This is a genomic window from Pseudobutyrivibrio ruminis AD2017 (assembly GCF_000424305.1).
Classification (GTDB): Bacteria; Bacillota; Clostridia; order Lachnospirales; family Lachnospiraceae; genus Pseudobutyrivibrio; species Pseudobutyrivibrio ruminis_B.
In genome coordinates, this window is record NZ_AUJQ01000005.1 from 224,740 (window position 1) to 248,972 (window position 24,233).

A 24,233-nucleotide genomic window follows, 5' to 3' on the forward strand; every position below is an offset into this window, starting at 1 on the left:
TTAAAATGATACTTAGCGAAAATTAGTTTATACTACCAAATTTGGATTAGAGTGAACTAATAAATAAAAATAGAAAAGTGAGGTATGACAAGATGGCTAATGTTGATTTAACTAAGTATGGCATCACAGGAACAACTAGTATTGTGCATAATCCTTCATATGAGGATCTCTATAAGGCAGAGATGAATCCTTCATTAGAGGGTTATGAGAAAGGTAAAGAGACAGAGCTTGGTGCTGTTAATGTTATGACAGGTATCTATACAGGTCGTTCACCTAAGGACAAGTTTATCGTAGTAGATAAGAATTCTGAGAACACTGTATGGTGGACTTCTGAGGAGTATCCAAATGATAACCACAGAATGAGCGAAGAGACATGGGCAGCAGTTAAGGAAATCGCTAAGAAAGAGCTTTCAAATAAAGATCTTTATGTAGTAGATGCATTCTGCGGTGCTAACAAGGACAGCCGTATGGCAGTTCGTTTCATCGTTGAGGTTGCTTGGCAGGCTCACTTTGTATCAAATATGTTTATTAAGCCTACAGCAGAAGAGCTTGCAAACTTCGAGCCAGATTTCATAGTTTACAACGCTTCTAAGGCTAAGGTAGAAAACTACAAGGAGCTTGGTCTTAACTCTGAGACTTGCGTAGCTTTCAATATCACATCTCGCGAGCAGGTTATCATCAACACATGGTACGGCGGAGAGATGAAGAAGGGTATGTTCTCAATGATGAACTACTTCCTTCCACTTAAGGGTATGGCTTCAATGCACTGCTCAGCTAACTGCGATATGGATGGAAAGCACACAGCAATCTTCTTTGGTCTTTCTGGAACAGGTAAGACTACACTTTCTACAGATCCAAAGCGTCGTCTTATCGGTGATGATGAGCACGGCTGGGATGATAACGGCGTATTCAACTTCGAAGGTGGTTGCTATGCAAAGGTTATCGGTCTTGATAAGGAATCTGAGCCAGATATCTACAATGCAATCAAGAGAGATGCTCTTCTTGAGAACGTAACAGTAGCTGCTGATGGCAAGATTGATTTTGATGACAAGAGCGTTACAGAGAACACTCGTGTATCTTATCCAATCGAGCACATCAACAACATTGCAGCTGAGGTAAATAAGGTTTCTGCTGGCCCTGACGCTGAAAACGTAATCTTCCTTTCAGCTGATGCATTTGGAGTACTTCCTCCAGTATCAATCCTTACACCAGAGCAGACAAAGTACTACTTCCTTTCTGGCTTCACAGCTAAGCTTGCTGGTACAGAAAGAGGTATCACAGAGCCTACACCTACATTCTCTGCTTGCTTCGGTCAGGCATTCCTTGAGCTTCATCCTACAAAGTACGCTGAGGAGCTTGTTAAGAAGATGGAGAAGTCTGGAGCAAAGGCTTACCTTGTTAACACAGGATGGAACGGAACAGGAAAGAGAATCACAATTAAGGATACAAGAGGTATCATCGATGCTATCCTTTCTGGTGATATCAAGAAGGCTCCAACAAAGACAATTCCTATGTTCAACTTTGAAGTTCCTACAGAGCTTCCAGGAGTAGATCCTAAGATTCTTGATCCTAGAGATACATATGCTAACGCTTCTGAGTGGGAAGAGAAGGCTAAGGATCTTGCTGCTAGATTCAACAAGAACTTTGTTAAGTACACTACAAACGAAGCTGGTAAGGCACTTGTTTCTGCAGGTCCACAGTTATAATTTGTAATCTAATTAACGGTTTTAAAGCCCGAAGTGATAAAGACACTTTGGGCTTTATTTGGTAAAAAATGGTTCTTTATTTTATCACAATTATGTAGTAGTATAATTGCAGGTAGTAAATATACCGAGTTTTGGCCTAACCTGGGATGTACGATTTAACTTATCCTTTTTGAACCTACATTTACTTTAAACGGAATGCCTATATTTCTAGTTGGCTGTCAGGCCTTCATTACGCAGAGGAAGACAAAAGATTAGTTGCGGCGATCCACCTAGCTAGAGCTAGGAGTCAATTGATAGGCCCGGCACCTCCGGGTTAGGTTTTGAATGAAATCTATAGGAAGCGCATTAAGCGCTTCTTTTTTTGTTTAATAAAAACTAACCCTCTTTAAGTTGCCTTTCGAATTTGGTAGAATTAGAAACTGAGGAGATTTTTTTATGTGGACTTTTTTAGGTTATGGAAAAACTTATTTAGATAAATGCGGAAGAGATAACATCGGAGCTTACGCTGCACAGACTGCGTATTTTATGATTATGTCAGCTATTCCTGTTATGATGCTTCTTGTTTGGGCGGCAGGCTATGTGCCATCCATAAATGAATACATGAATGAAATAATTTATGATGTTCTGCCAGATACTTTTTCGCCATACATAGCAAGATTTATGGGCCTTATTACACAGGCCTCAGTTGGAATGATTTCCATTTCTATTATCATGGCTATTTGGGCATCTGGAAAAGCCTTCCAGAATCTTATGGTAGGCCTTAATCAGGTAAACAAAATCGAAGAAACCAGAAATTGGTTTTTAAGAAGATTCAAAGCAATTTTTTACACGCTGATTTTGCTATCTGTTATCATTGTAATCATGCTGATGCTTGTATTTACCCAGAAGTTGCAGTACTATGCTAAAAACTATTATGGCTTTCTGGCCTATGTAGTTGGTATCAGACCATTATTTAGATGGCTGTTTGTATTCATATTTCTAGTTATCGTATTTACGTTTTTATTTACGGTGCTTCCTAACAAGCATCTTACATTTTTTAGTCAGCTTCCTGGTGGATTTATATGTGCCACTAGCTGGTATATTTTCAGTTTGATTCTTGCAATATGGGTAAAGATTTTTAATACATATTCTATGTATGGTGCCTTTGCTACCATGATGATGTTTATGTTTTGGTTGTACTTTTGTATGTATTTCATGCTGATGGCAGCAGAAGCAAATGTCTTTTTTGCGGAAGCTTTTGGTCTTGCATGGAAGAAATTTATCGAAAGAATCAAACAGAAGCATCATATAAAGTGGACTGAAAATAATTAGCGTGATATACTAGTTTGAGCTGAAAAGCAATTAACAGGTTTATTATTAGAAAGAAGTTTTATGTTAGTAAAAGATTTTGATTACGAGCTTCCTGAGGAGCTCATCGCTCAGGACCCTCTAGAAAAAAGAAGCAATTCAAGACTTATGGTTTTGGATAAGAATACAGGTGAGACAATTCATAAGCATTTCTATGATATTAAGGAATACCTTAAGCCAGGAGATTGTCTGGTTATCAATAACACAAAGGTTATCCCAGCAAGATTATACGGTGCCAGAGTTGGTACTGGTGGAAAAGTAGAAATTCTCCTATTAAGAAGAATCAGTGACAATCAGTGGGAATGTCTGGTTAAGCCAGGTAAGAAGGCTCGCCCAGGTATGGAAATCTCATTTGGTGATGGACTTTTAATGGGTAAAATCGTCGATATTGTTGACGAAGGAAACAGAATTATAGAATTTAGCTATGATGGCATCTTTGAAGAGATTCTTGATAAGCTTGGAGAAATGCCACTTCCACCATATATTACTCATAAGCTTCAAGATAGAGACAGATATCAGACTGTTTATGCAAAATATGATGGTTCAGCTGCAGCACCAACTGCTGGCTTACATTTTACACCAGAGCTTCTTGAAGAAATTAAAGCTATGGGTGTCAGAATCGCAGAGGTTACTCTTCATGTAGGTCTTGGTACATTCAGACCTGTTAAGGAAGAGGAGGTTCTTGACCACCACATGCATGCAGAATATTACATTCTTAACCAGGAGGCCTGCGATATCATTAACGATACAAAGGCTAAGGGCGGAAGAGTTATTTCTGTTGGTACTACTAGTACTCGTACCTTGGAATCAGCTGCCGAAGCTGGCAAGCCACTTGTTCCAAAGAGCGGATGGACTCAGATTTTTATATACCCAGGCTATGAGTTTAAGGTTATTGATGGACTGATTACTAATTTCCATTTACCACAGTCTACATTGATTATGCTTGTATCAGCCCTTGCAGGTAGAGAACATGTTCTTGCTGCCTATGAAGAGGCTGTTAAAGAAAGATACAGATTCTTCTCCTTTGGAGATGCAATGTTGATTACAGAATTATAGATTTATGTTTAGGGAGGAAGCCATGTTAGATATTATATCTGAATTGAGCACTAAGTTTGAGGCAGAGCTTCAGAATATCAAGAATTCTGAAGAACTTGAAAATATTCGTGTTTCATACTTAGGTAAGAAGGGCAGTGTTACAGCTGCTATGAAGGAAATGGGCAAGCTTTCTGCAGAAGAAAAGAAAGAGTTTGGCCAGAAGATTAACGTTCTTAAAAACACAGTTGCTGAAAAAATAGCTGAGAAGAAGGAAGAGATTGCTGCACTTGAGCTTCAGAAGGAAATTGATAAGGTTCCTGAATTTGATATTTCACTTCCAGAGCATTTTGATCAGGGTAGCTTTCATCCAATCACACTTGTACAGCGTCAGTGCGAGACTATTTTTAAGTCTATGGGCTTTACAGTAGAGGATTATAGCGAGGTTGTTACTGATTACGAATGCTTCGAATCAGTTAACATCCCTAAATATCACCCTGCAAGAGATATGCAGGATACATATTATCTTGAAAATGGACAGCTTCTTAAGTCTCAGACTACAGCTGCTCAGAACGCTATTTACAAGAAATATCGTAAGCAGTTACTTGAAGATGGTACTCCAATTAAGGCTATCTTCCCAGGTCGTTGCTTCAGAAACGAAGCTACAGATGCTTGTCACGAGAACACATTCTTCCAGATGGAAGGTGTTATGGTAGGTAAGGATATTTCTATATCAAACCTTATCTACTTCATGAAGACTATGCTTTCAGAAGTATTTAGAAGAGACATTAAGGTAAGACTTCGTCCAGGTTTCTTCCCATTCGTGGAGCCAGGCTTCGAGCTTGATATCAACTGCCTTAACTGTGGCGGTAAGGGATGTCCTTCATGTAAGCACTCTGGATGGCTTGAGCTTTGCCCATGTGGAATGGTTCATCCTAAGGTTCTTGAAGAGGGCGGTATCGACCCTGACAAATATACAGGTTTTGCTTTCGGACTTGGTCTTACAAGACTTGCAATGATGAAATACGGAATAAAAGACATTCGTGACCTGAACAGCGGAAATCTTTCAAGCCTTGCTCAGTTCACAGATGATGAACAATAAGGGAGGACGCGGTAATGTTTATTTCAATGAATTGGATCTCTGATTTCGTTGACCTTGAAGGTCTCGACAAGATGGAGCTTATAGCTAAGTTCTCTCTTGCAACAGCAGAGGTTGAAAACGATATTTTCCACAAAGGTGAGGATTTATCTGGAGTAGTTGTTGCTGAAATCAAATCAGTAGAGGAACACCCAGAATCTAAGAAGCTTCATCTTTTAAAGGTAGACGCTGGCGATGGTAAGCTTACAGATGTTGTCTGTGGTGCACCAAACGTTCGCGTTGGCATGAAGACAGCATTTGCTAAGGTAGGAGCACAGCTTGGTGATATCACAATCGCTCCAAGACCACTTGCTGGATATGATTCTTTTGGAATGTGCTGTTCTGAAAAGGAAATCGGAATTTCTGATAACAACGACGGTATCATGGACATCACTGAGGATGTAGCAAATGGTACTGATATTAAGGATTTATACGAAATCGATGATATTATCTTCGAAGTAGATAACAAATCACTTACAAACCGTCCTGACCTTTGGGGACACTACGGAATTGCTAGAGAGTTCGCTACAATCGCAAAGCGTCCTCTTAAGGAACTTCCTACACTTGATTTAAGCAAGTACGATAACCTTGAAAAGGTTGACCTTAAAATCGAGGATGAGCTTTGCCAGAGATATTCATCTCTTAAGGTAGAGAACATCGAAAAGAATGTTGCACCAATGAATATGCGTATTCGTTTATTCTACTGCGGCATGAGAGGAATCAACCTTCTTGCAGATTTAACAAACTACATCATGCTTGAAATGGGCCAGCCAATGCACGCATTCGATTCACGTAAGGCAGAAAAGATTCGTGTTAAGAGATTTGACAAGCCATTTACATTTACAACACTTGATGGAGTAGAGCGTAACATCGATGAGAACACACTTATGATTTGCAATGGCGATACACCAGTTGCTATCGCTGGTATCATGGGTGGTCTTGATTCAGAAATCGTTGAAGATACAACAACACTTACACTTGAGTCTGCTACATTTAATGCAGCTTCAATCAGAAAGAGCGCAGTTCGTCTTGCTCACAGAACAGATGCATCTGCTCGTTATGAAAAGAGTCTTGATCCAGAGATGACAACAGTTGCCATCGCTCGTTTCATGAAGCTTTTAACAGAAATCGACCCAGGAGTTAAGGTTGTATCCGCACTTACTGATGATTATCCATTCCATTATCCACATGTTGCCCTTGATTTTGATAAGAACTTTGTGGATAAGTACACTGGAATTGAAATCACAAATGAGCACATTGTGGATACTCTTACAGCTTTAGGCTTTAAGGTAACACAGGATGGGGATAACTTCCATGTAGATGTACCATCTTATCGTGCAACTAAGGATATCAGCCTTAAGGCAGATATCATCGAAGAAATCACACGTATCTATGGATATGATAACTTCGAACTTTCTACAACAAATGCACCTCTTTACCCAGTTCGTATGGCAGAGGATAAAAACGTAGAAGACAGAATTAAGGACATCCTTGTTAAGAGGTTCAGACTTCACGAGGTTCATTCTTACGTATGGCAGTATGCTGATGAATACAAGAAGCTTGGAATGGAAGTAGAGGAGAATGTTAAGCTTGCTAACTCTACAAACCCTAACATTGAAACACTTCGTCGTTCAATCATTCCTACACAGCTTTGCCAGGTTAACTACAACACAGGCTATGATACAGACTTTGGTATTTTCGAAGTTGGCCGTGTAGTTGAAGGTCTCAAGGAAGACGGTCTTTGTGATGAACACAAGAAGCTTTGCATCACTTTATTCTCAAAGACAAAGTCTCTTGAAGAGCTTTACTTTGAATTACGTGATATGCTTGCTGAGACAGTAGAAGATGTTAGACATAAGGCTCTTACATATAAGAAGCTTGAGGCAACACATTCATACGAGCATCCTAAGAACTTGAATGCACTTATTCTTGATGGCGTTCAGATTGGTAAGCTTGGTGTTGCACATCCACTTGTTTCTAAGAAGATTGATAAGAAGGCAGCTATTGTATTTGCAGAAATCGACATTGAACTTCTTGCAAATATAGCTCAAAACAACATTTCTTATGTTGAACCTTCAAAATATCCTTCAATAGAAGTAGATTTATCATTTATAGCAGAGAAATTTTCAGAAATAAATGATACAATAAAAGAAACAGCAGGATCTATCCTGAAGAAGGTAGGGGTTGCCGATATTTATTCAGATGGTTCTGGCAAGTCAATTACAGTAAGACTTCTGTTTGGAGATGACGAACGTACACTTACTCATGATGAGGTTCAGGCAGTTGTTGATGAGATAATTGAAAAGCTGAAGAATAAAGGCATTAATCTTAAGGGTTAATTTTTATTAGTGGGAGGCAAGAGAATGGAAGAAAAGAGAAAACACAAAAGATTGGATATTGACGTAAAGGTCGAAATCGAAAGAATTGACGAAGACAACATCACTACTGTTAAATATATGGAAGTTGATGTAGTCAATATTTCAAAGACGGGTTTAGCTTTCAGAGTACCAAACGTAAAGTTTGATGTAGGCGCATGCTTTGATGCAAAGATTCAGATTTGGACTAAGGAGACAATCGATACTGTATTTAAGGTTGTCAGACTTAACGAACTGGATAATGGCGTTACAGAGTACGGATGTATTTTTGTTGGGATGACAGATACAGACGCATTAAAGATTGAAATTTATCAGCTCTTTAATGATGCAGATTAGTTAATTGGTGGGAGAGTAATTATTGTGAATACTAGTATTATTTTCCCGAATTTGCATATTACACTTGATCATGTTGAAAAAGGATTCTATATTGGATCCTTTTTCATTGCATTTTATGGGGTAATAATTGCTATCGGGATGCTGATTGGCGTAAGCTTTATTCTTAAAGAAGCAAAAAGAGTAGGATTTAATGAGGACCAGTTTTTAGATATTTGTATTATAACGATTGTTGTAGGAGTGCTAGGGGCTAGAATATACTATGTTATTTTTGCCTGGGACTACTACAAGGATAATCCTTTAAGCGTATTAAACATAAGGCAAGGAGGACTAGCCATATATGGTGGCGTACTTTTTGGCATTGCTTGTGTTTATATTATTTCAAAGGTTAAGAAATTGGACTTCCTCAAGGTTATGGACGTAGCTATGTTTGGCGTAATTATTGGTCAAATCTGTGGTAGATGGGGCAACTTCTTTAATCGCGAAGCCTTTGGACAATATACAGATGGGCCATTCGCTATGCTAATTCCTTTAGATGCAGTTCGTTCACAATCAGATGTAACTACAGAAATGCTGACAAATATGGTAAATGTTGACGGTATCAATTACATTTCTGTTCATCCAACATTTCTATACGAATCATTGTGGAATTTGGGATTGTTAATTTTCTTGATTTGCACTAGAAAGAATAAGAAGTTCGATGGATATGTTTTCTTTACATATTTAATCGTATATGGAGCAGGACGTTTCTGGATAGAGGGACTTCGTACAGACCAACTTAAGTTCTGGGGTACACAGCTTCCTGTGTCACAGTTACTTGCAGCACTGTTGGTTGTACTTGGTAGCGGACTCTTTATTTATCATTTAAAGAGAAAACCACTCGTAAAAAGTTAAAAATTTGTGTATTTTTTTAAAGACATTGGTAATCCAATGTCTTTTTTTTATACCTATTTTGTCATATCTTGTGCTTTTTGTGCTCAAGTCCTCCACTTTACACCACATATTGAAATGGCCAGAAAACATTGATTTTTCACGGCTTGCGCCTTGCACTGGAGGAATTTATAGTATAAAATGTAGTTAAAAGTGGAGGAAAGTGGTTAAATAGTGTCACAAAGTGGTGGAAAGGAGGAAATGCTGATATGTTCATTGGCGAATACAGTCACAATATAGATGCGAAGAATCGTCTAATTATGCCTGCTAAGTTTCGTGAACAGCTTGGAGAGCATTTCGTAGCCACTAAGGGACTCGATGGTTGTCTATTCGTATATCCAATGAGCGAATGGCAGAATATCGAAGAGAAATTCAGAGAAATACCACTTACCACCAAGGACGCTAGAAAATTCTCTCGTTTCTTCTTCGCAGGAGCAGCCGAATGCGATGTTGATAAACAGGGAAGAGTACTAATTCCAGCTACACTTAAGGAATACGCTGGGATTGATAAAGAAGTAGTTTCTGTAGGTGTGCTTAATCGAATTGAAATCTGGTCTAAGGAAAGATGGCAGGATGAAGGCACTTACGATGATATGGATGAGATAGCTGAACACATGGCTGAGTTAGGATTGGGAATTTAAATGGAATTTAATCATTATTCAGTTTTATTAAACGAAACAATCGATAATTTGAATATTAAGCCAGATGGAATCTATGTAGATGGTACATTAGGTGGAGGCGGACATTCATATGAAATTGCCAGCCGTCTTACCACAGGTCATTTATATGGATTTGATCAGGATACTGATGCTCTTAAGGCAGCGGGGGAAAGATTGTCTCCTTTTAAGGACAGAGTTACCACTATCCATAGCAACTATGAGTTTATGAAAGAAAAACTCGGTGAGCAGGGTATCACAAAGGTCGATGGCATTATGCTTGACCTTGGAGTATCAAGCTTTCAGCTGGATGAAGCCGACAGAGGCTTTACTTACAGGGTAGATGATGCGCCATTAGACATGCGAATGGACAAGGATAAGGACATGACTGCTGCGGATATTGTTAATACATATTCGCCAGAGGATTTGACAAGAGTCCTATTCACATATGGCGAGGAGAAATTCTCAAAACAAATCGTTAAAAACATTGTTAAGGCTAGAGAGGTTGCGCCAATACTTACAGCTGGGCAGTTGAATGAAATCATTGCGGCAAGTATTCCTAAAAAAGCTCAGGTAGGCCAGGGACATCCATCTAAGCGTACATATCAGGCTCTTCGAATTGAGCTAAACAGGGAGTTAACAGTATTAGAAGATCATATAGACGACATGATTGATTTGCTTAATCCAGGCGGAAGATTATGCATCATTACATTCCATTCGTTGGAAGACAGAATAACAAAAGTAGCTTTTAAGAGAAATGAAGATCCATGCACATGCCCAAAGGATTTTCCAGTATGTGTATGTGGCAAAAAATCAAAAGGAAAGGTTATTACAAGAAAACCAATCCTTCCTTCGGATAAAGAGTTGGAAGAAAATTCTAGGTCAAAGAGTGCAAAGCTTAGAGTTTTTGAGAGAAGGGATTCTTAATCTAATAATGTATTACGGGAGTACATCTAGTTTTTTGTGCGATAAATCAGGAGTTAGGAAATGCAGGAAGTAAGAACTTATTATTACAATCAGGGTAATGCGGTACGAAAGGAGACCGAATATGTATTAAGCCCTGCTAGAAGTCTGCCTACACGTAAGCAGCGTGAGCGTGAAAAACGTGAAGAAGCACTTCGCAGACAGAAGATTACAGACAGAAGACGTGCTGCGGCACTTAGAAAAAATAGATTATTAACAGGATATATGATTGCAGCTGTTATTCTCACATGCCTTATGCTTGTAGGATATGTAGGTTTACAGACAAATGTTACAACTAGAATGAATCATATCGCAGATTTGCAGAATGAGCTTTCTACAGTTAATGCTGACAACAAGGCAGCAGAAAGTAGAATGGCCACCACAACAAATCTTTCAGAAATTAAAGATAAAGCCATAAATGAGTTGGGAATGGTGTATGCAACCAATAGCCAAATAGTGTATTATAATGTAGATGGTTCGGACTATATGTCTCAGTACCAGGATATTCCATAGAATAGAGAATTATAATGGCTAGTAATAAAAGACGAAGATTAAAACCAAATAATAAAATATTAAAAAGAATGCAGCGTAAGCTCTGGTTAGTTTTTGGAGTTGTTTGTATTCTTTTTGTCGTTCTGATAGGTCGTGTAATGTACATTCAGAACACTAGTGGAGATAAATACGAAAAAATCGTTTTATCTCAGCAGGACTATGACAGTACCATCATTCCATTTCAACGAGGCAATATCGTAGATTCTAGAGGAACAGTTCTTGCTACCAGCGTTGATGTTTATAATGTTATTTTGGACTGTAAGGTTTTAAATGGAAATGAAGAGAAGTTTGAAGGCAGCATCAGCGCCACAGTAGATCTTGTCACAGAGTGTTTCGAAGAAATCGATGCTGATACAATCAAAACTCAGCTAAAGGAAAATAAAAACAGCCAATACTATAAATTAGCCAAAAGAGTTTCATATGATGAAATGGCTAATTTTCAGGAAAAAAAAGAATCTGATGCCTATAAAGGTAAGATATTTGGTATTTGGTTTGAAAAAGAATATATCAGACAGTATCCATACGGAAGTCTTGCTGCAGCCACCATTGGTTACGCAAGTAGTGGTAATGTAGGTGTTATAGGTTTGGAAGAAAGATATTCCTCAATCCTTAATGGAATCAACGGCCGTACCTACGGATACCTTAATTCAGATAACAATCTTGAGCAGACAACTATCGATGCTACAAACGGTAACAATATTGTTTTGTCGTTGGATGTTAACATTCAATCCATTGTTGAAAAAGCAGTTTTAGATTGGAATGAAAAGACAGCAGCTGCCTGGAACGCAGAACATCCTGATGAACCAGAAACCTTTGGTTCTAAGCATACTGCAGTTTTAGTAATGAATCCAAACAATGGCGAAATATATGCCATGGCCCAGTATCCAACCTTCGATTTAAATAATCCTAGAGATTTGACACCGTTCTTCACTCAGGAAGATATAGAGGCTATGGATCAGGACCAAAAGATGGATGAACTTAATAAGATATGGCAGAACTTCTGCATCACATATACTTATGAGCCTGGTTCTACATTTAAACCATTTACAGTTGCAATGGGACTTGAAACAGGAAATTTAACTGGTAACGAGACCTATTTCTGTGATGGTGGAGAAATGATTCCAGGTTATCCTAAGCTAGTAAAGTGTGTTGCCCATAATAAAGGCGGACACGGCACGCAGACTATCGCAGATGCACTTTCTAATTCCTGCAACGATGCGTTAATGCAAATGGTGCGTGTGATTGGCCCTGAAACCTTCTCTAAATATCAGTCTATTTTTGGATTTGGTCAAAAGACTGGCATTGATTTAACGGGAGAGGCTAGCACTGCTGGTCTAATATACAGTGAGGAAGATTTGCATTCTGCCATTAACCTTGCAACAAATTCCTTTGGTCAGAACTTTAATACTACTATGGTACAGTTAGGCTCAGGTTTTTGTTCTCTTATTAATGGCGGATATTTATACGAACCACATCTTGTAACTAAAATTACAGATTCAAATAATAATACAGTTTCAGAAATCGAGCCTGTACTTTCGAAGAAAACAGTATCTAAAGAAACAGGCGAATTAATAAAAAGCTATTTGGAATATGTAGTTTCAGATGGTACAGGAAAAACAGCAGGCGTTGAAGGTTACAGAATTGGTGGTAAGACTGGTACAGCTGAAAAGCTTCCACGAGGTAACCACAAATATTTAGTTTCATTCATTGGTTTTGCACCTGTTGATAATCCTCAGGTAGTGGTGTATGTTATTGTAGATGAGCCTGGAGTTGGCGCAATTGGAAATAACCAAGCGCACAGTAGTTTCGCGCAGGAAATTTGTCACAATATCTTTGAACAGATATTACCTTATTTAGGTGTAGAATCATCTCTTTCAGAAGAAGAGCAGGCAGCTGCGGCAGCATCTCTTACTGAAGCAGCACAGGCTACTCCAGATGAGGGAATTGCTGAAGGCACCCCAGAAGGAGAACAGTCTACAGCAGACCCATCTGCTACGCCTGAGGTATCTGAAGATACAGAAGGACAATAATTATTTATATAGAATTGGAGTTTAATTATGTTTGAAGTTTTTTTACCAATGTTAGTAAGTTTTGTTTTGGTTTTAATATTAGGACCTATCTGCATTCCTATTCTTAGACGCCTGAAAATGGGAAATACAGAAAGAGAATACATTAAGGAGCACAAGCTTAAAAACGGAACACCTTCAATGGGCGGAATAATGATTCTTGTTGCTTTTTCTGTTGTAAGCTTTTACCAGGCCAGATTCAATCCACATATCTATCCAATCATTTATTTAACACTTGGTTTTGGAATTATTGGTTTTGTAGATGATTTCCTTAAGGCTATCAAGCATAGCTCTGATGGATTAAAGGCATGGCAGAAGATGCTTGGTCAGATTGTAGTAACTACAGGTTTTGCAGTATACATGGTTAAGTTCTCTGATATTTCACTTGAAATGAGAATTCCATTTACTGGTGCGTTTATTGATATGGGTTGGTTTTCTGTTGTGATTTTATATCTTGCAGTTCTTGGTACTGTAAACGGAGCTAACTTTACAGACGGATTAGATGGTCTTGCAACTTCAGTTACATTAGTTATTGCAGCATTCTTTGGCGTAGTATCTATTACACTTTATTCAGATATTACAGCTTGTACTGCAGCTATGATTGGCGCTTTACTTGGATTTTTAATGTTTAATGTTCATCCTGCAAAGATTTTTATGGGCGATACTGGTTCTCTTGCATTAGGTGGATTTGTTGCCGGTTGTGCTTACATGTTAAAAATGCCAATCTTTATCATTATTGTTGCACTTATTTATTTAGTTGAAGTTTTATCTGTTATTCTTCAGGTAGGCTACTTTAAGCTTACTCACGGAAAAAGAATTTTTAGAATGGCACCTATTCATCACCATTATGAGTTAGGTGGATGGTCAGAAGTAAAGGTTGTTGCGGTATTTACCACAGTAACAATCTTCTTATGTGTATTTGCGTATTATTTAGTCTAAAGGATTGGGGAAGAGTTAATGGTAAGAGAACAGGACTATGCCTCCTTAAGAAGGGAGGAGAGACGACGGAAAAAATTAAAAAAATTATTAAATTTTGATTATACATTATTACTTATCGTTATATTCATTCTTGCCTTTGGACTTGTTATGCTATATAGCACCTCAGCTTATGCGGCTGCATTAAAAACTGGTAATTCGGCTTTTTATTTGAAGAAACAGTTATTTGCAGCCTGTTTGGGATTTGTGGGAATGTTTTTTTCTACCAAGATTGACTATCGAAGATGGTCAGCTCTTGTGATCCCATTTTATCTTATTTCTATGTTCCTGTGTATTGTTGTAATCTTTGTAGGAAAGACTGTCAATGGTCAGGCTAGATGGTTAAGTCTTGGTCCTATTCAGATGCAGCCTTCAGAATTAGGTAAGGTATCTATCATTTTATTGCTTGCCTTTATTATTGATAGATTCCCTAAGACTCAACGCACTATGAAAGGTTCTTTAAGAACACTTGCAATTGCATTTCCTTTATTTGGTATAGTAGCCTATAATAACTTGTCTACAGCTATTATTATTTTTGGAATCGCTTTTGTTATGGTATTTATTGCGTCTCCTAAATATCTGTATTTTGGAGGGGCGGTAGGGATTGGTGTACTTTTAGTTTTAGCATCTATACCCTTCGCAGGATACAGAGCCGGTCGTATACAGGCGTGGCTTCATCCAGAAGAATACATTAGTAGTACTGGTTATCAGACACTTCAGGGTTTATACGCAATTGGTAGTGGCGGATTGTTTGGTAAAGGTCTTGGAGAAAGCATGCAAAAATACATGGTTCCTGAAGCTCAAAATGATATGATTTTTTCTATCATTTGCGAAGAACTTGGAGTTTTTGGAGCGGTATGTATAATTCTTCTTTATATTTTGATGCTTTATAGACTTCTTTATATTGCAAATCATGCAAAGGATATGTTTGGCTCATATATTTGCATTGGTATAATGGCGCATATTGCAATACAGGTTGTTCTTAATATTGCCGTTGTTACAAATTCGATGCCAAATACTGGTGTAACACTTCCATTAATAAGCTATGGAGGTACATCAGTTGCTATTCTTTTGACAGAGTTAGGACTTGCTCTTAGTGTTTCAAAGAATATGGAGTTCAAGGAGGACGAAGATGTCTAAAAAACGTAGAAGACGAAGCATCGGAAGCCTAATACTTGGCATTATAGAATTTATTCTTGCTATCGTAATATTGGCATTGCTAGCGGGTGCTGCAGCCTATTTCTTTTGTCCTCTTAAGTCGGTAGATGTTGAGGGAACAGATTTATATACGAATGAAGAAATTATTAACTATATTATAGATGACAAATATTCTCATAATACGGTTTATGCGTTTATCAAGAATAAAATATTTCCAAAGGGTGATGCAGAGTTCATAGAATCCTTTGATGTTTCCATTAAAGGGCCTAATAAGCTATTGATTACCTGCAATGAAAAGCCTATTTTGGGATACATCTTAACAGAGGATGGAAAATATATTTATTTTGATTTTGATGGTGATATAACAGAAATTAGTGAAACCTTTGTTGATAGGGGCTATATGCAGGTTGATGGTGTTAGCCTTGATGAACCAAAGATTGGCAAAAAGCTACCAATAGGTGATGATGAAATGGGCTATTTAACATCACTTATAAAGATACTTCAGAAAAATAGCTTGATGCCAAATGCTGTTTCCTATGACGAAAAAGGACATATAACTATAAAATATGAGACATACAGCATTTCACTTGGAAATAGTTATTTGCTAGAAGAGAAGATTGATAGAATGATGAAAATACTTCCACAGATTGAGGGATTGTACGGCACACTACATCTTGAAAATTATTCTAGCCAAAATACAGATATTGTATTTGAAAAAGAAACAGCCCAGGAATGATTAATTGGATTTTTTGTTAAAAAATGGTTGCGAAACGTACTGAAAAAATATAATATTATTAGTGTACATTTACGAGTATGCATTTGGTATTAGATATTTTGCAACCTCCCTTAGAGGTTTAATAAAAGGAGGATAAAGTTTTGATTAACATTACGACTGACGAGACAGGTGCTCCTGTTAGAATCATTGTTGTTGGAGTCGGCGGAGCTGGCAACAATGCAGTAAAGCGTATGGTTGAAGAGGGAATTGGGGGAGTTGAGTTCATCGGAATCAACACTGATAAGCAGGCCCTTGATTTATGTAAGGCGCCTACTCTTTTAGCTATAGGTGAGAAGACTACAGGTGGAAAAGGCGCAGGTGCTAACCCAGAGGTTGGCCAGAAATCCGCAGAAGAAAGTGCAGAGGATATTTCATCAGCTATCAAGGGAGCTGATATGGTATTCATTACATGCGGAATGGGAGGCGGCACAGGTACAGGTGCAGCTCCTGTTGTTGCAAAGATTGCTAAGGAACAGGGAATCCTTACAGTAGGTATCGTTACTAAGCCTTTCCAGTTCGAAGGAAAGCCACGTATGAACAACGCTCTTAACGGTATCGAAAGATTAAAAGAGAACGTTGATACATTAATCGTTATCCCTAACCAGAAGCTTGTTGAAATCTGCAACAAGAGCATGGGGATAGGCGAAAGCTTTAGAATGGCTGATGGTGTGTTACACCAGGCTGTTCAGGGTATTACAGATCTTATTACTAAGAATTCACTTATTAACCTTGACTTCGCTGATGTAACTACAGTAATGAAGGATAAGGGATTAGCACACGTAGGTATCGGTTCTGCTAAGGGTGATGAGAAGGCTCTTGAGGCTGTTAAGGCAGCAGTTGCTTCACCACTTCTTGAAACAAGCATCCAGGGTGCTACAGACGTAATCGTTAATATCTGTGGTGATGTTGGACTTAACGATGCTAACGAAGCTACATCATACGTACAGGATATGACAGGTGCAGATGCTAACATTATCCTTGGTATTACAGTCGATGAATCTATGGAGGACGAAGTTTCTGTTACTGTTATTGCTACAGGTCTTGGTGACCCAGTACCAGCAGGAAGCTTCCGCAACGTTTCAGGCATGGTATATAACACACAGGCTAGACCTACTAGTGCAGACTTACTTGGAAACATGAGTAGAGCAGCAGCTCCAGCAAGCCAGTCAGGTATTACAAATACACCACCAGTTGTAAACAGAACTGTTACAACACAGGCAACTATTCAGCGTCCAGTTACACCTTCTGTTCCAACAGAAAGTACAGTACCTGAACTTAACATTAAGATGCCTGATTTCATGAGTTCAATTAAAAAGTAATTATCAGCCCCGTTAAAGACGGGGCTTTTTTAATGCAAAAAATCATCGCTTGTAAAAATTGACGTACATAAATATGGACATATTCATTTGCTAATATTTTTTCATAAAGAAACAGGAGGTGCTTTTATGAAAAGAAGATTAGACAAAGAGATGATAATTTCGCTTGCAGTTATTGCTGTACTATTTGCTACAGGGGCTTTATTTTTTGCATTATTCCTATTCGACATACAAATTTCACAAGCCAACATAGGAGGCATAATTGGTTCATATTCAGGGCTTTCAAGCTCTATTTGGCTGTATTTACTTTGTAGAAATTGTTGACTATGTATTGTGGGTTACCTATAATTAAATTATCTATATATAGTATCTGATAACCTGCTTAGGCGGAAATATTGTAGGCTTTCAGATGATATTAGCTATATGATTTAAGGAAGGTAATGATTATGAGTAAATGGTATAAAAGATTTTTAAATGCAGTATTAGTTTTTACGTTAGTTTTTGCATTCAATATAATTGCTTTTGCACAGGGAACTACTAAAATTGCTGTTTCAAAAAGCTCTGCAGCGGTCGGAGACAAGATTACAGTTTCAGTTTCTGGCACAGAAAAAGGAACTATAACTGTTAAGTTTACATCTAGTATGCTTAACCTTACTAGTTGCAATGTATCTGGTTATTCTACAGAAGGTAATTCGGTATCATTTTCTGGTACATCTGGCGATTTAGTATTTAACGCCGTATCAGAAGGTACTGCATCTATAATAGTTTCTTCATCAGCTAACTCTGGTAGCAGTACAACTCTTTCAATCGGAGGCTCGTCATCTGCGACATCAGAACCAGCTGCAGAGCCTGAACAGGCTGAGCCAGAAGCACCAGCTGAAGAAGAGCCAGCTGAGCAGCCTGCAGAACCAGCTGCACCTGTAGCAGTACCTGCTGATGGTTCAGTTGGAACATTAAATGGAGATGGTGGTTTTGATATTAATGGTGTTTCTTATGTTGTTTCAGAACGCTATTCTGATTCTGAAATCCCATCAGGTTTTTCAAAAACTACAATTACAATTGGAAGCAGCACATACAGTGAGCTTACTAATGGATCTATTACTTTGGTTTATTTAAAGTCAGCTGATAACACTGCAGGATCTGGCGCTTTCTATCTTTATAACGCAGATGCCGGCACTGTTTCGCCATTCTTAATGCTTGGTTCAGCAAAGAACTACGTAATTATTTCTACTCCTGATGCACCTATTTCATCTTCATTTACAGAGACTTCCCTTGAAGTGACGGGTGGTACAGCAATAGCTTACACATTAGACGGTGCAGAATTCTTCTATGTATATGGTGTAAACCAGGATGGAGCAGCAGGATGGTATTTATACGATAAGACATATGGCACTATCTCTAGAGTCGATGAGTCTGCACTTAGCGCATCAGCTGATGCAGGTAATGATGAAGATATTGTAAACAACTCTGACGACACAGAAGTTTATATTGAGAAGCTTAACCTTTATCGCAAAATAATTATGGGATTGATTATTTTTTGCGTAATATTGTTATTTATTATTATTAATAAGGCGCTTAAGGGACGTGGAGAAGACGATGATTTTGATGGAGATGTTTTTGCTGAGGCTCCTAAGAAGAATGCTAAGCGTTTACCTCGTTCTATTGTCTTTGGTAGTCGTAATCAGGATGAAGATGATGAAGATTATGACGATGAAGACGAAGAATCTGAAGAAGATGGGGATTATGAAGAAGACATAGATGAAGAGGAATACTACGATGAGGATGAGGAGGAGTATTATGACGAACCAGAAACTTCTCGTGCTCGCTATGAATCTGAATCTTATGAAGCTAGAAGAGATTCTAGTTTAAATATGATGGATTTAAATGATCTATAAAGGAGTTAAAGAATATGGAATATTCTAGACAGGCAAAACGCGCTATTACGGGCGCATCAAAGCTTTCAAAATCATTGAAGCACAGCTATGTTGGAACAGAGCATTTATTAATTTCCATTATAGAGCAGGAAAATTCTCTTGCTGCTAAGGTTTTGAATTCCAATGGTGTTACAAAGGATTCCTTACTTAAGCTTGTAGAGGAATTGATTTCGCCAGGCGGGGAAGTAGCTATTCAGGAACGAGATGGCTATACACCTAAGATGGAACAGCTTTTAGACCATGCGGCAGAAGAAGCTGATAAATGCAATTCGAAAACAATAGGTACAGAACATTTACTTCTTGCAATGATTCGTATGCAGGATTGTTCTGGTGCCAGATTACTTAATTCTCTTGATATTAATCCACACAAGCTTTTTTCGGAGCTTGTAGCTGGTATGGGTGCAGAGGGCACAGTCTACAAAGAAGAAATGCAGGCTATTAATAGCGGCAGAAGACGTAACGAAACATCTTACTTGGAACAATTCTCTAGAGATTTAACACTTCTTGCTGAAGAAGGTGAACTAGACCCTGTAGTAGGACGCGATGCTGAAATTCAGCGAGTTATTCAAATTCTATCCAGACGTGGCAAAAACAATCCATGTCTTATCGGCGAGCCTGGTGTTGGTAAAACAGCAATCGTTGAAGGCTTGGCTGAAAGAATCGTAGAAGGAAATGTACCTGATTCTGTCAGTGATTTAAGAGTATTATCCTTAGATTTATCTGGTATGGTAGCTGGATCTAAGTATCGTGGTGAATTTGAAGAAAGAATCAAGAAGGTTATTGCAGAAGTTATCGAAGAGGGCAATATACTTTTATTCATTGACGAGATACATACTTTAATTGGTGCTGGTGGAGCAGAAGGCGCTATCGATGCATCTAACATCCTTAAACCAGCTATGGCTAGAGGAGAAATCCAGATATTAGGTGCTACTACTATTACAGAATATCGTAAATACGTAGAAAAGGATGCAGCTTTAGAAAGACGTTTCCAACCAGTTATGGTTGAAGAACCAACAACAGAAGAAACTATCGAAATTCTAAAAGGTGTTAGACACTTATATGAAGAGCATCACGGAATTACTATTCCTGATGAATCTGTTGAAGCATGCGTTAATCTTTCAGAAAGATACATTGCAGACAGATTTTTGCCTGATAAAGCAATTGATCTTATGGATGAAGCAGCTGCTGCTGTTAAGCTTAAGGATGTTAAGAAGGTCACAAAAGATGACACTCTTACAAAACATATAGAAGAACTATCTGCAAATATGGAGCAGGCAATTATCGATGGTGATATTGCACTTGCTAGTTCAATCAAAAAAGAAAAGGATGCTTTAATGGCTAAGAAGGACGCTGAGGATAAGCGTCTTAGCAAGAGAGCTAAATCTAAACCTACTGTTCTTACAGAAAATGATGTAGCAGCAGTAGTTGCTCTTTGGACAAAGATTCCTGTTGCTAAATTAACTGAGCAAGAATCAGTTCGTCTCAGAAAAATCGAGAGCATTTTACATAAGCGTGTTATTGGACAGGAAGAAGCTGTATCAGCTGTAGCACGTGCAGTAAGAAGAGGCCGTGTCGGCCTTAAGGAAAAGGGAAGACCAATTGGTTCATTCTTATTCTTAGGCCCTACAGGCGTTGGTAAAACAGAAATATCGAAGGCACTTGCTGAAGCAGTTTTTGGTAACGAGAATTCCATGATTCGTGTTGATATGAGTGAATACATGGAAAAGCACTCTGTATCTAAAATGATTGGTTCACCTCCTGGATATGTGGGATATGAAGAGGGTGGACAGCTATCAGAAAAGGTACGCCGCAATCCATATTCTGTTATTTTGTTTGATGAAATTGAAAAGGCTCATCCAGATGTATTTAACGTAATGTTACAGATTCTTGATGATGGACACGTTACTGATTCTCAGGGACGTAAGGTTGATTTTAAAAACACAATCATCATCATGACAAGTAACGCTGGAGCACAGGCTATCATCGAACCTAAAAAGCTTGGTTTCGCTTCTAAGGAAGATGCTAATAAAGATTACGAATTCATGAAAAATGGTGTAATGGAAGAAGTTAAACGAATCTTTAAACCAGAGTTCTTGAATCGTATTGATGAAACAATAGTATTTAGAGCGCTTACAAAGGATGATATGAAAGAAATTGCAGCCCTTCAGGTTAAGCAATTTATCACTAGATGTAAGGAACAAATGGATATTACAGTCACTATTCCTGCAACAGTTAAAACGTGGATTGTTGAGAAATCCTTTGAGCCAAAATATGGTGCTAGACCTATACGTAGAAAAATCCAAACAGCACTTGAAGATGTTATGGCAGAAGACATTTTAGCAGGTAAAATCAAGCCATCTGACAAGGTAAAAGCCAAGGTTAAAAACGACGTTGTAGTTTTTGAAAAATAGTGATTTTTGTTTTAACTTTATTGAGAAAATCCCATTCCTTTGCTATAATCTTTCTAAGACAAGCTGCACGGTGCGGCGACTATAGGAGGAATTAAAATGGCTGTGATTAGTGAATTGATTCGCAGTGAAGCAGATGGAACCATCAGCTTTGGGGACTACACTTTGAGTGACAAAAAGAAACTCGAAGATTTCAAACATGATGGGGATTTGTACAAGGTTAAGACTTTCGCTGACATTACTAAACTAGAGAGAAACGGCATGTTTGTTTATGAGTCAGTACCAGGTACAGCAGTAGAGAAATTCAATTGTACATCTGATTCAGTTTCATTTACAGTTGAGGGTAAGGGCGATGCAATGATTACCCTAGAGCTTGAACCAGAAACCAGTTATGATATAACTGTAGCAGGTAATAGTGCAGGTCAAATGAAAACCAATCTTGGTGGCAAACTTAATCTTTCAGTTGAACTTGACCCAGGGGTAGCGGTTTTAGTTGAAGTTAAAAGAGTATAATCAATAGAATATTTTAAATCTTCCCACATTAGTGGGAAGATTTTTTTATAAGGAGAATAACATGGCAAACAAAAAAGTATCAGTATTCTTTTGTCAGGAATGTGGAAATGAAACTTCAAAATGGTCTGGTCAATGTCCTTCATGTGGGGCATGGAATACCCTTGTGGAGGAAACCATTGATAAAGTTTCAGTAAAAGCAAGAGCAAAGGTTGCGGATATTAGACCTACCAAATTAATAGATGTAACAGCATCTAATGAACAGCGTATGTCAACCACTATAGAAGAGTTTGATAGAGTTTTAGGCGGAGGTATAGTACCTGGTTCTATGGTTTTAGTAGGAGGGGATCCGGGAATAGGAAAATCAACACTCTTGCTTCAAACCTGCCAAAAGCTATGCTTATCAGGAATCAATGTCATGTATGTTTCAGGTGAGGAATCTCTTCAGCAGATTAAAATCAGAGCTGATCGAATCGGAAAGTTTAACGATAAGTTAGATTTATTATGCGAAACAAGCTTAGACACTATCAAAGCAGTAGTGGAAAGAGAAATGCCAACAGTACTTATAATAGATTCTATTCAGACTATGTTTAATGAATCAGTAGGTTCGGCACCAGGTTCTGTATCTCAGGTCCGTGAATCTACTAATGTTTTAATGAATATAGCAAAAGGTAAAGGAATAGCAGTATTTATTGTAGGCCATGTTACAAAAGAGGGTACTGTTGCGGGCCCTAGAGTATTAGAGCATATGGTAGATACAGTTTTGTATTTCGAAGGTGACAGACACGCATCCTACAGAATACTTAGGGGTGTTAAGAATCGTTTTGGTTCTACAAACGAAATAGGTGTATTCGAAATGCGTGACACAGGACTTGAACAGGTAAAGAATCCATCGGCAGTAATGTTAGACGGAAGACCGGAAAATGCTACAGGTTCTATAGTTACATGTTCTATGGAAGGATCAAGACCAATACTTGTTGAAATCCAGTCTTTGGTTAGCAAAACTGCTTTTGAAATTCCACGTAGAATGGCTACAGGCTGCGATTATAATAGAGTGAATTTACTTGTTGCTGTGCTTGAGAGAATGAGAGACGCAAAAGCTAATAGGGCATGCGGAATATTCTTGGGAAGATCAGATATATACGTGAATATTGCAGGTGGAATAAGAATCAATGAACCTGCCATAGACCTTGCTATAGCGTTAGCTATCTATTCAAGCGAGAAGGATATACCAGTGGACGCAGATACTATAATATTCGGTGAAATAGGTTTGTCTGGAGAGGTTAGATCTGTTTCCATGGCAGAACAAAGAGTCAGCGAAGCTAAAAAGCTTGGATTCAAAAAGGCTATTATTCCAGCATCTAATTTAAACAGTGCTAGTGGAATAAAGGGGATAGAAGTAATTGGAGTTTCAAATGTAAAAGAGGCGGTAGACGCTTTGCAGAAATAACTCTAAAAACTAATTGTAAAAATAATTGATACAATTCACACAATTCGTCCGTAGAGCGAGAATAGATTTACTTTAGAATATTCACAGAAATACAGTTGACAGTAGGGATTATAGGTGATATTATAATCGAGCACTGAGGAAAACGAAGTGCTGAAAGAAATGAAAATAGTATAAATTGTGTAAACAATTTAAATTTCATTTAAAGCACAAAAAAGTTGTTGACAAAAAGCTTCAATCGTGATAGTATAAACGAGTTGCTGCTAAGGGCAACAACAAAGAGAAGATTGATAACTGAACAGTGAAACAAACCTTGAATTAATACAAGTTTTTAAAACATGTATCCTTGAAATTCATTTAGTTTCTTAATGAAACGAAACCTTTATTAGTAAACAAGTCAGTTTTATACTGATTCGGAATTAAACTTTTTAACATGAGAGTTTGATCCTGGCTCAGGATGAACGCTGGCGGCGTGCTTAACACATGCAAGTCGAACGAAGCAGCTTATCACGATCCCTTCGGGGTGACGATTTGTTGACTGAGTGGCGGACGGGTGAGTAACGCGTGGGTAACCTGCCTTGTACAGGGGGACAACAGTTGGAAACGACTGCT

At 38.2% G+C, this 24,233-nt stretch carries 20 protein-coding genes, 1 rRNA gene and 1 other RNA gene; all 22 read left to right on the forward strand.

Annotation, left to right across the window (positions count from 1 at the left end):
- Positions 1–92: 92 nt before the first annotated feature.
- Positions 93–1,706: a phosphoenolpyruvate carboxykinase (ATP) gene (gene pckA, locus G611_RS0104590; RefSeq protein ID WP_028242631.1), complete on the forward strand. Its 1,614-nt coding sequence runs from the start codon at positions 93–95 to the stop codon at positions 1,704–1,706.
- Positions 1,707–1,841: 135 nt separating this feature from the next.
- Positions 1,842–2,025: non-coding RNA, 6S RNA (gene ssrS / locus G611_RS15580), on the forward strand.
- A 116-nt stretch (positions 2,026–2,141) separates the two neighbouring features.
- Positions 2,142–3,017 carry a YihY/virulence factor BrkB family protein gene (locus tag G611_RS0104595; RefSeq protein ID WP_028242632.1) on the forward strand — a complete coding sequence of 292 codons (876 nt, stop codon included), beginning with the start codon at positions 2,142–2,144 and terminating at the stop codon, positions 3,015–3,017.
- A 60-nt stretch (positions 3,018–3,077) separates the two neighbouring features.
- Entirely contained in the window at positions 3,078–4,109 is a 1,032-nt protein-coding gene (gene queA, locus G611_RS0104600; RefSeq protein WP_028242633.1) for a tRNA preQ1(34) S-adenosylmethionine ribosyltransferase-isomerase QueA, read from the forward strand.
- A 22-nt stretch (positions 4,110–4,131) separates the two neighbouring features.
- The gene (gene pheS / locus G611_RS0104605; RefSeq protein ID WP_028242634.1) at positions 4,132–5,187 is read left to right on the forward strand and encodes a phenylalanine--tRNA ligase subunit alpha; all 1,056 of its coding nucleotides are present in this window, start codon (positions 4,132–4,134) and stop codon (positions 5,185–5,187) included.
- Between the two features lie 14 nt (positions 5,188–5,201).
- Complete coding sequence (pheT, locus tag G611_RS0104610) at positions 5,202–7,562, forward strand: phenylalanine--tRNA ligase subunit beta (protein ID WP_028242635.1); 2,361 nt, start codon at positions 5,202–5,204, stop codon at positions 7,560–7,562.
- 24 nt (positions 7,563–7,586) lie between these two features.
- Complete coding sequence (locus tag G611_RS0104615) at positions 7,587–7,934, forward strand: PilZ domain-containing protein (RefSeq protein WP_028242636.1); 348 nt, start codon at positions 7,587–7,589, stop codon at positions 7,932–7,934.
- A gap of 24 nt (positions 7,935–7,958) precedes the next feature.
- A complete protein-coding gene (gene lgt, locus G611_RS0104620; RefSeq protein ID WP_028242637.1) occupies positions 7,959–8,825 on the forward strand; it encodes a prolipoprotein diacylglyceryl transferase in 867 nt (288 codons plus the stop codon).
- Positions 8,826–9,070: 245 nt separating this feature from the next.
- Positions 9,071–9,502, forward strand: coding sequence for a division/cell wall cluster transcriptional repressor MraZ (gene mraZ / locus G611_RS0104625; RefSeq protein ID WP_028242638.1), 432 nt, complete (start codon positions 9,071–9,073; stop codon positions 9,500–9,502).
- Entirely contained in the window at positions 9,503–10,444 is a 942-nt protein-coding gene (rsmH, locus tag G611_RS0104630) for a 16S rRNA (cytosine(1402)-N(4))-methyltransferase RsmH (protein WP_028242639.1), read from the forward strand.
- A gap of 60 nt (positions 10,445–10,504) precedes the next feature.
- A complete protein-coding gene (locus G611_RS13880; RefSeq protein WP_051195066.1) occupies positions 10,505–10,993 on the forward strand; it encodes a hypothetical protein in 489 nt (162 codons plus the stop codon).
- 14 nt (positions 10,994–11,007) lie between these two features.
- Positions 11,008–13,062, forward strand: a complete 2,055-nt coding sequence (locus G611_RS13885; protein WP_051195067.1) for a peptidoglycan D,D-transpeptidase FtsI family protein — start codon at positions 11,008–11,010, stop codon at positions 13,060–13,062.
- A 27-nt stretch (positions 13,063–13,089) separates the two neighbouring features.
- Entirely contained in the window at positions 13,090–14,037 is a 948-nt protein-coding gene (gene mraY / locus G611_RS0104645) for a phospho-N-acetylmuramoyl-pentapeptide-transferase (RefSeq protein ID WP_330362022.1), read from the forward strand.
- A gap of 18 nt (positions 14,038–14,055) precedes the next feature.
- Entirely contained in the window at positions 14,056–15,213 is a 1,158-nt protein-coding gene (locus tag G611_RS0104650) for an FtsW/RodA/SpoVE family cell cycle protein (protein WP_028242641.1), read from the forward strand.
- Entirely contained in the window at positions 15,206–15,967 is a 762-nt protein-coding gene (locus tag G611_RS0104655) for a cell division protein FtsQ/DivIB (RefSeq protein WP_028242642.1), read from the forward strand. Before G611_RS0104650 ends, G611_RS0104655 begins: the two co-directional genes overlap by 8 nt.
- Before the next feature lie 140 nt (positions 15,968–16,107).
- Positions 16,108–17,325: a cell division protein FtsZ gene (ftsZ, locus tag G611_RS0104660; protein WP_028242643.1), complete on the forward strand. Its 1,218-nt coding sequence runs from the start codon at positions 16,108–16,110 to the stop codon at positions 17,323–17,325.
- Positions 17,326–17,451: 126 nt separating this feature from the next.
- Positions 17,452–17,646: a hypothetical protein gene (locus G611_RS0104665; protein WP_028242644.1), complete on the forward strand. Its 195-nt coding sequence runs from the start codon at positions 17,452–17,454 to the stop codon at positions 17,644–17,646.
- A 122-nt stretch (positions 17,647–17,768) separates the two neighbouring features.
- Positions 17,769–19,217 (forward strand): hypothetical protein, encoded by a 1,449-nt coding sequence (locus tag G611_RS0104670; protein ID WP_028242645.1) that lies wholly within the window; start codon positions 17,769–17,771, stop codon positions 19,215–19,217.
- Between the two features lie 14 nt (positions 19,218–19,231).
- The gene (locus tag G611_RS0104675) at positions 19,232–21,667 is read left to right on the forward strand and encodes an ATP-dependent Clp protease ATP-binding subunit (protein ID WP_028242646.1); all 2,436 of its coding nucleotides are present in this window, start codon (positions 19,232–19,234) and stop codon (positions 21,665–21,667) included.
- A gap of 96 nt (positions 21,668–21,763) precedes the next feature.
- Entirely contained in the window at positions 21,764–22,177 is a 414-nt protein-coding gene (locus G611_RS0104680; protein WP_028242647.1) for a hypothetical protein, read from the forward strand.
- Positions 22,178–22,238: 61 nt separating this feature from the next.
- Complete coding sequence (gene radA, locus G611_RS0104685) at positions 22,239–23,624, forward strand: DNA repair protein RadA (RefSeq protein WP_028242648.1); 1,386 nt, start codon at positions 22,239–22,241, stop codon at positions 23,622–23,624.
- A 426-nt stretch (positions 23,625–24,050) separates the two neighbouring features.
- Positions 24,051–24,233: ribosomal RNA gene (locus G611_RS0104690) — 16S ribosomal RNA — on the forward strand; the annotation flags it as partial.

Excerpts from the sequence above, each read along its gene's own strand:
- G611_RS0104680 (WP_028242647.1), top strand. The coding sequence starts at position 21,764 with ATGGCTGTGATTAGTGAATTGATTCGCAGTGAAGCAGATGGAACCATC.
- G611_RS13880 (WP_051195066.1), top strand. The coding sequence starts at position 10,505 with ATGCAGGAAGTAAGAACTTATTATTACAATCAGGGTAATGCGGTACGA.
- pheS (WP_028242634.1), top strand. The coding sequence starts at position 4,132 with ATGTTAGATATTATATCTGAATTGAGCACTAAGTTTGAGGCAGAGCTT.
- G611_RS0104615 (WP_028242636.1), top strand. The coding sequence starts at position 7,587 with ATGGAAGAAAAGAGAAAACACAAAAGATTGGATATTGACGTAAAGGTC.
- G611_RS0104670 (WP_028242645.1), top strand. The coding sequence starts at position 17,769 with ATGAGTAAATGGTATAAAAGATTTTTAAATGCAGTATTAGTTTTTACG.
- G611_RS0104650 (WP_028242641.1), top strand. The coding sequence starts at position 14,056 with ATGGTAAGAGAACAGGACTATGCCTCCTTAAGAAGGGAGGAGAGACGA.
- queA (WP_028242633.1), top strand. The coding sequence starts at position 3,078 with ATGTTAGTAAAAGATTTTGATTACGAGCTTCCTGAGGAGCTCATCGCT.
- G611_RS0104675 (WP_028242646.1), top strand. The coding sequence starts at position 19,232 with ATGGAATATTCTAGACAGGCAAAACGCGCTATTACGGGCGCATCAAAG.
- G611_RS0104665 (WP_028242644.1), top strand. The coding sequence starts at position 17,452 with ATGAAAAGAAGATTAGACAAAGAGATGATAATTTCGCTTGCAGTTATT.
- pckA (WP_028242631.1), top strand. The coding sequence starts at position 93 with ATGGCTAATGTTGATTTAACTAAGTATGGCATCACAGGAACAACTAGT.
- mraY (WP_330362022.1), top strand. The coding sequence starts at position 13,090 with ATGTTTGAAGTTTTTTTACCAATGTTAGTAAGTTTTGTTTTGGTTTTA.
- radA (WP_028242648.1), top strand. The coding sequence starts at position 22,239 with ATGGCAAACAAAAAAGTATCAGTATTCTTTTGTCAGGAATGTGGAAAT.
- G611_RS13885 (WP_051195067.1), top strand. The coding sequence starts at position 11,008 with ATGGCTAGTAATAAAAGACGAAGATTAAAACCAAATAATAAAATATTA.
- G611_RS0104595 (WP_028242632.1), top strand. The coding sequence starts at position 2,142 with ATGTGGACTTTTTTAGGTTATGGAAAAACTTATTTAGATAAATGCGGA.
- rsmH (WP_028242639.1), top strand. The coding sequence starts at position 9,503 with ATGGAATTTAATCATTATTCAGTTTTATTAAACGAAACAATCGATAAT.
- pheT (WP_028242635.1), top strand. The coding sequence starts at position 5,202 with ATGTTTATTTCAATGAATTGGATCTCTGATTTCGTTGACCTTGAAGGT.
- G611_RS0104655 (WP_028242642.1), top strand. The coding sequence starts at position 15,206 with ATGTCTAAAAAACGTAGAAGACGAAGCATCGGAAGCCTAATACTTGGC.
- mraZ (WP_028242638.1), top strand. The coding sequence starts at position 9,071 with ATGTTCATTGGCGAATACAGTCACAATATAGATGCGAAGAATCGTCTA.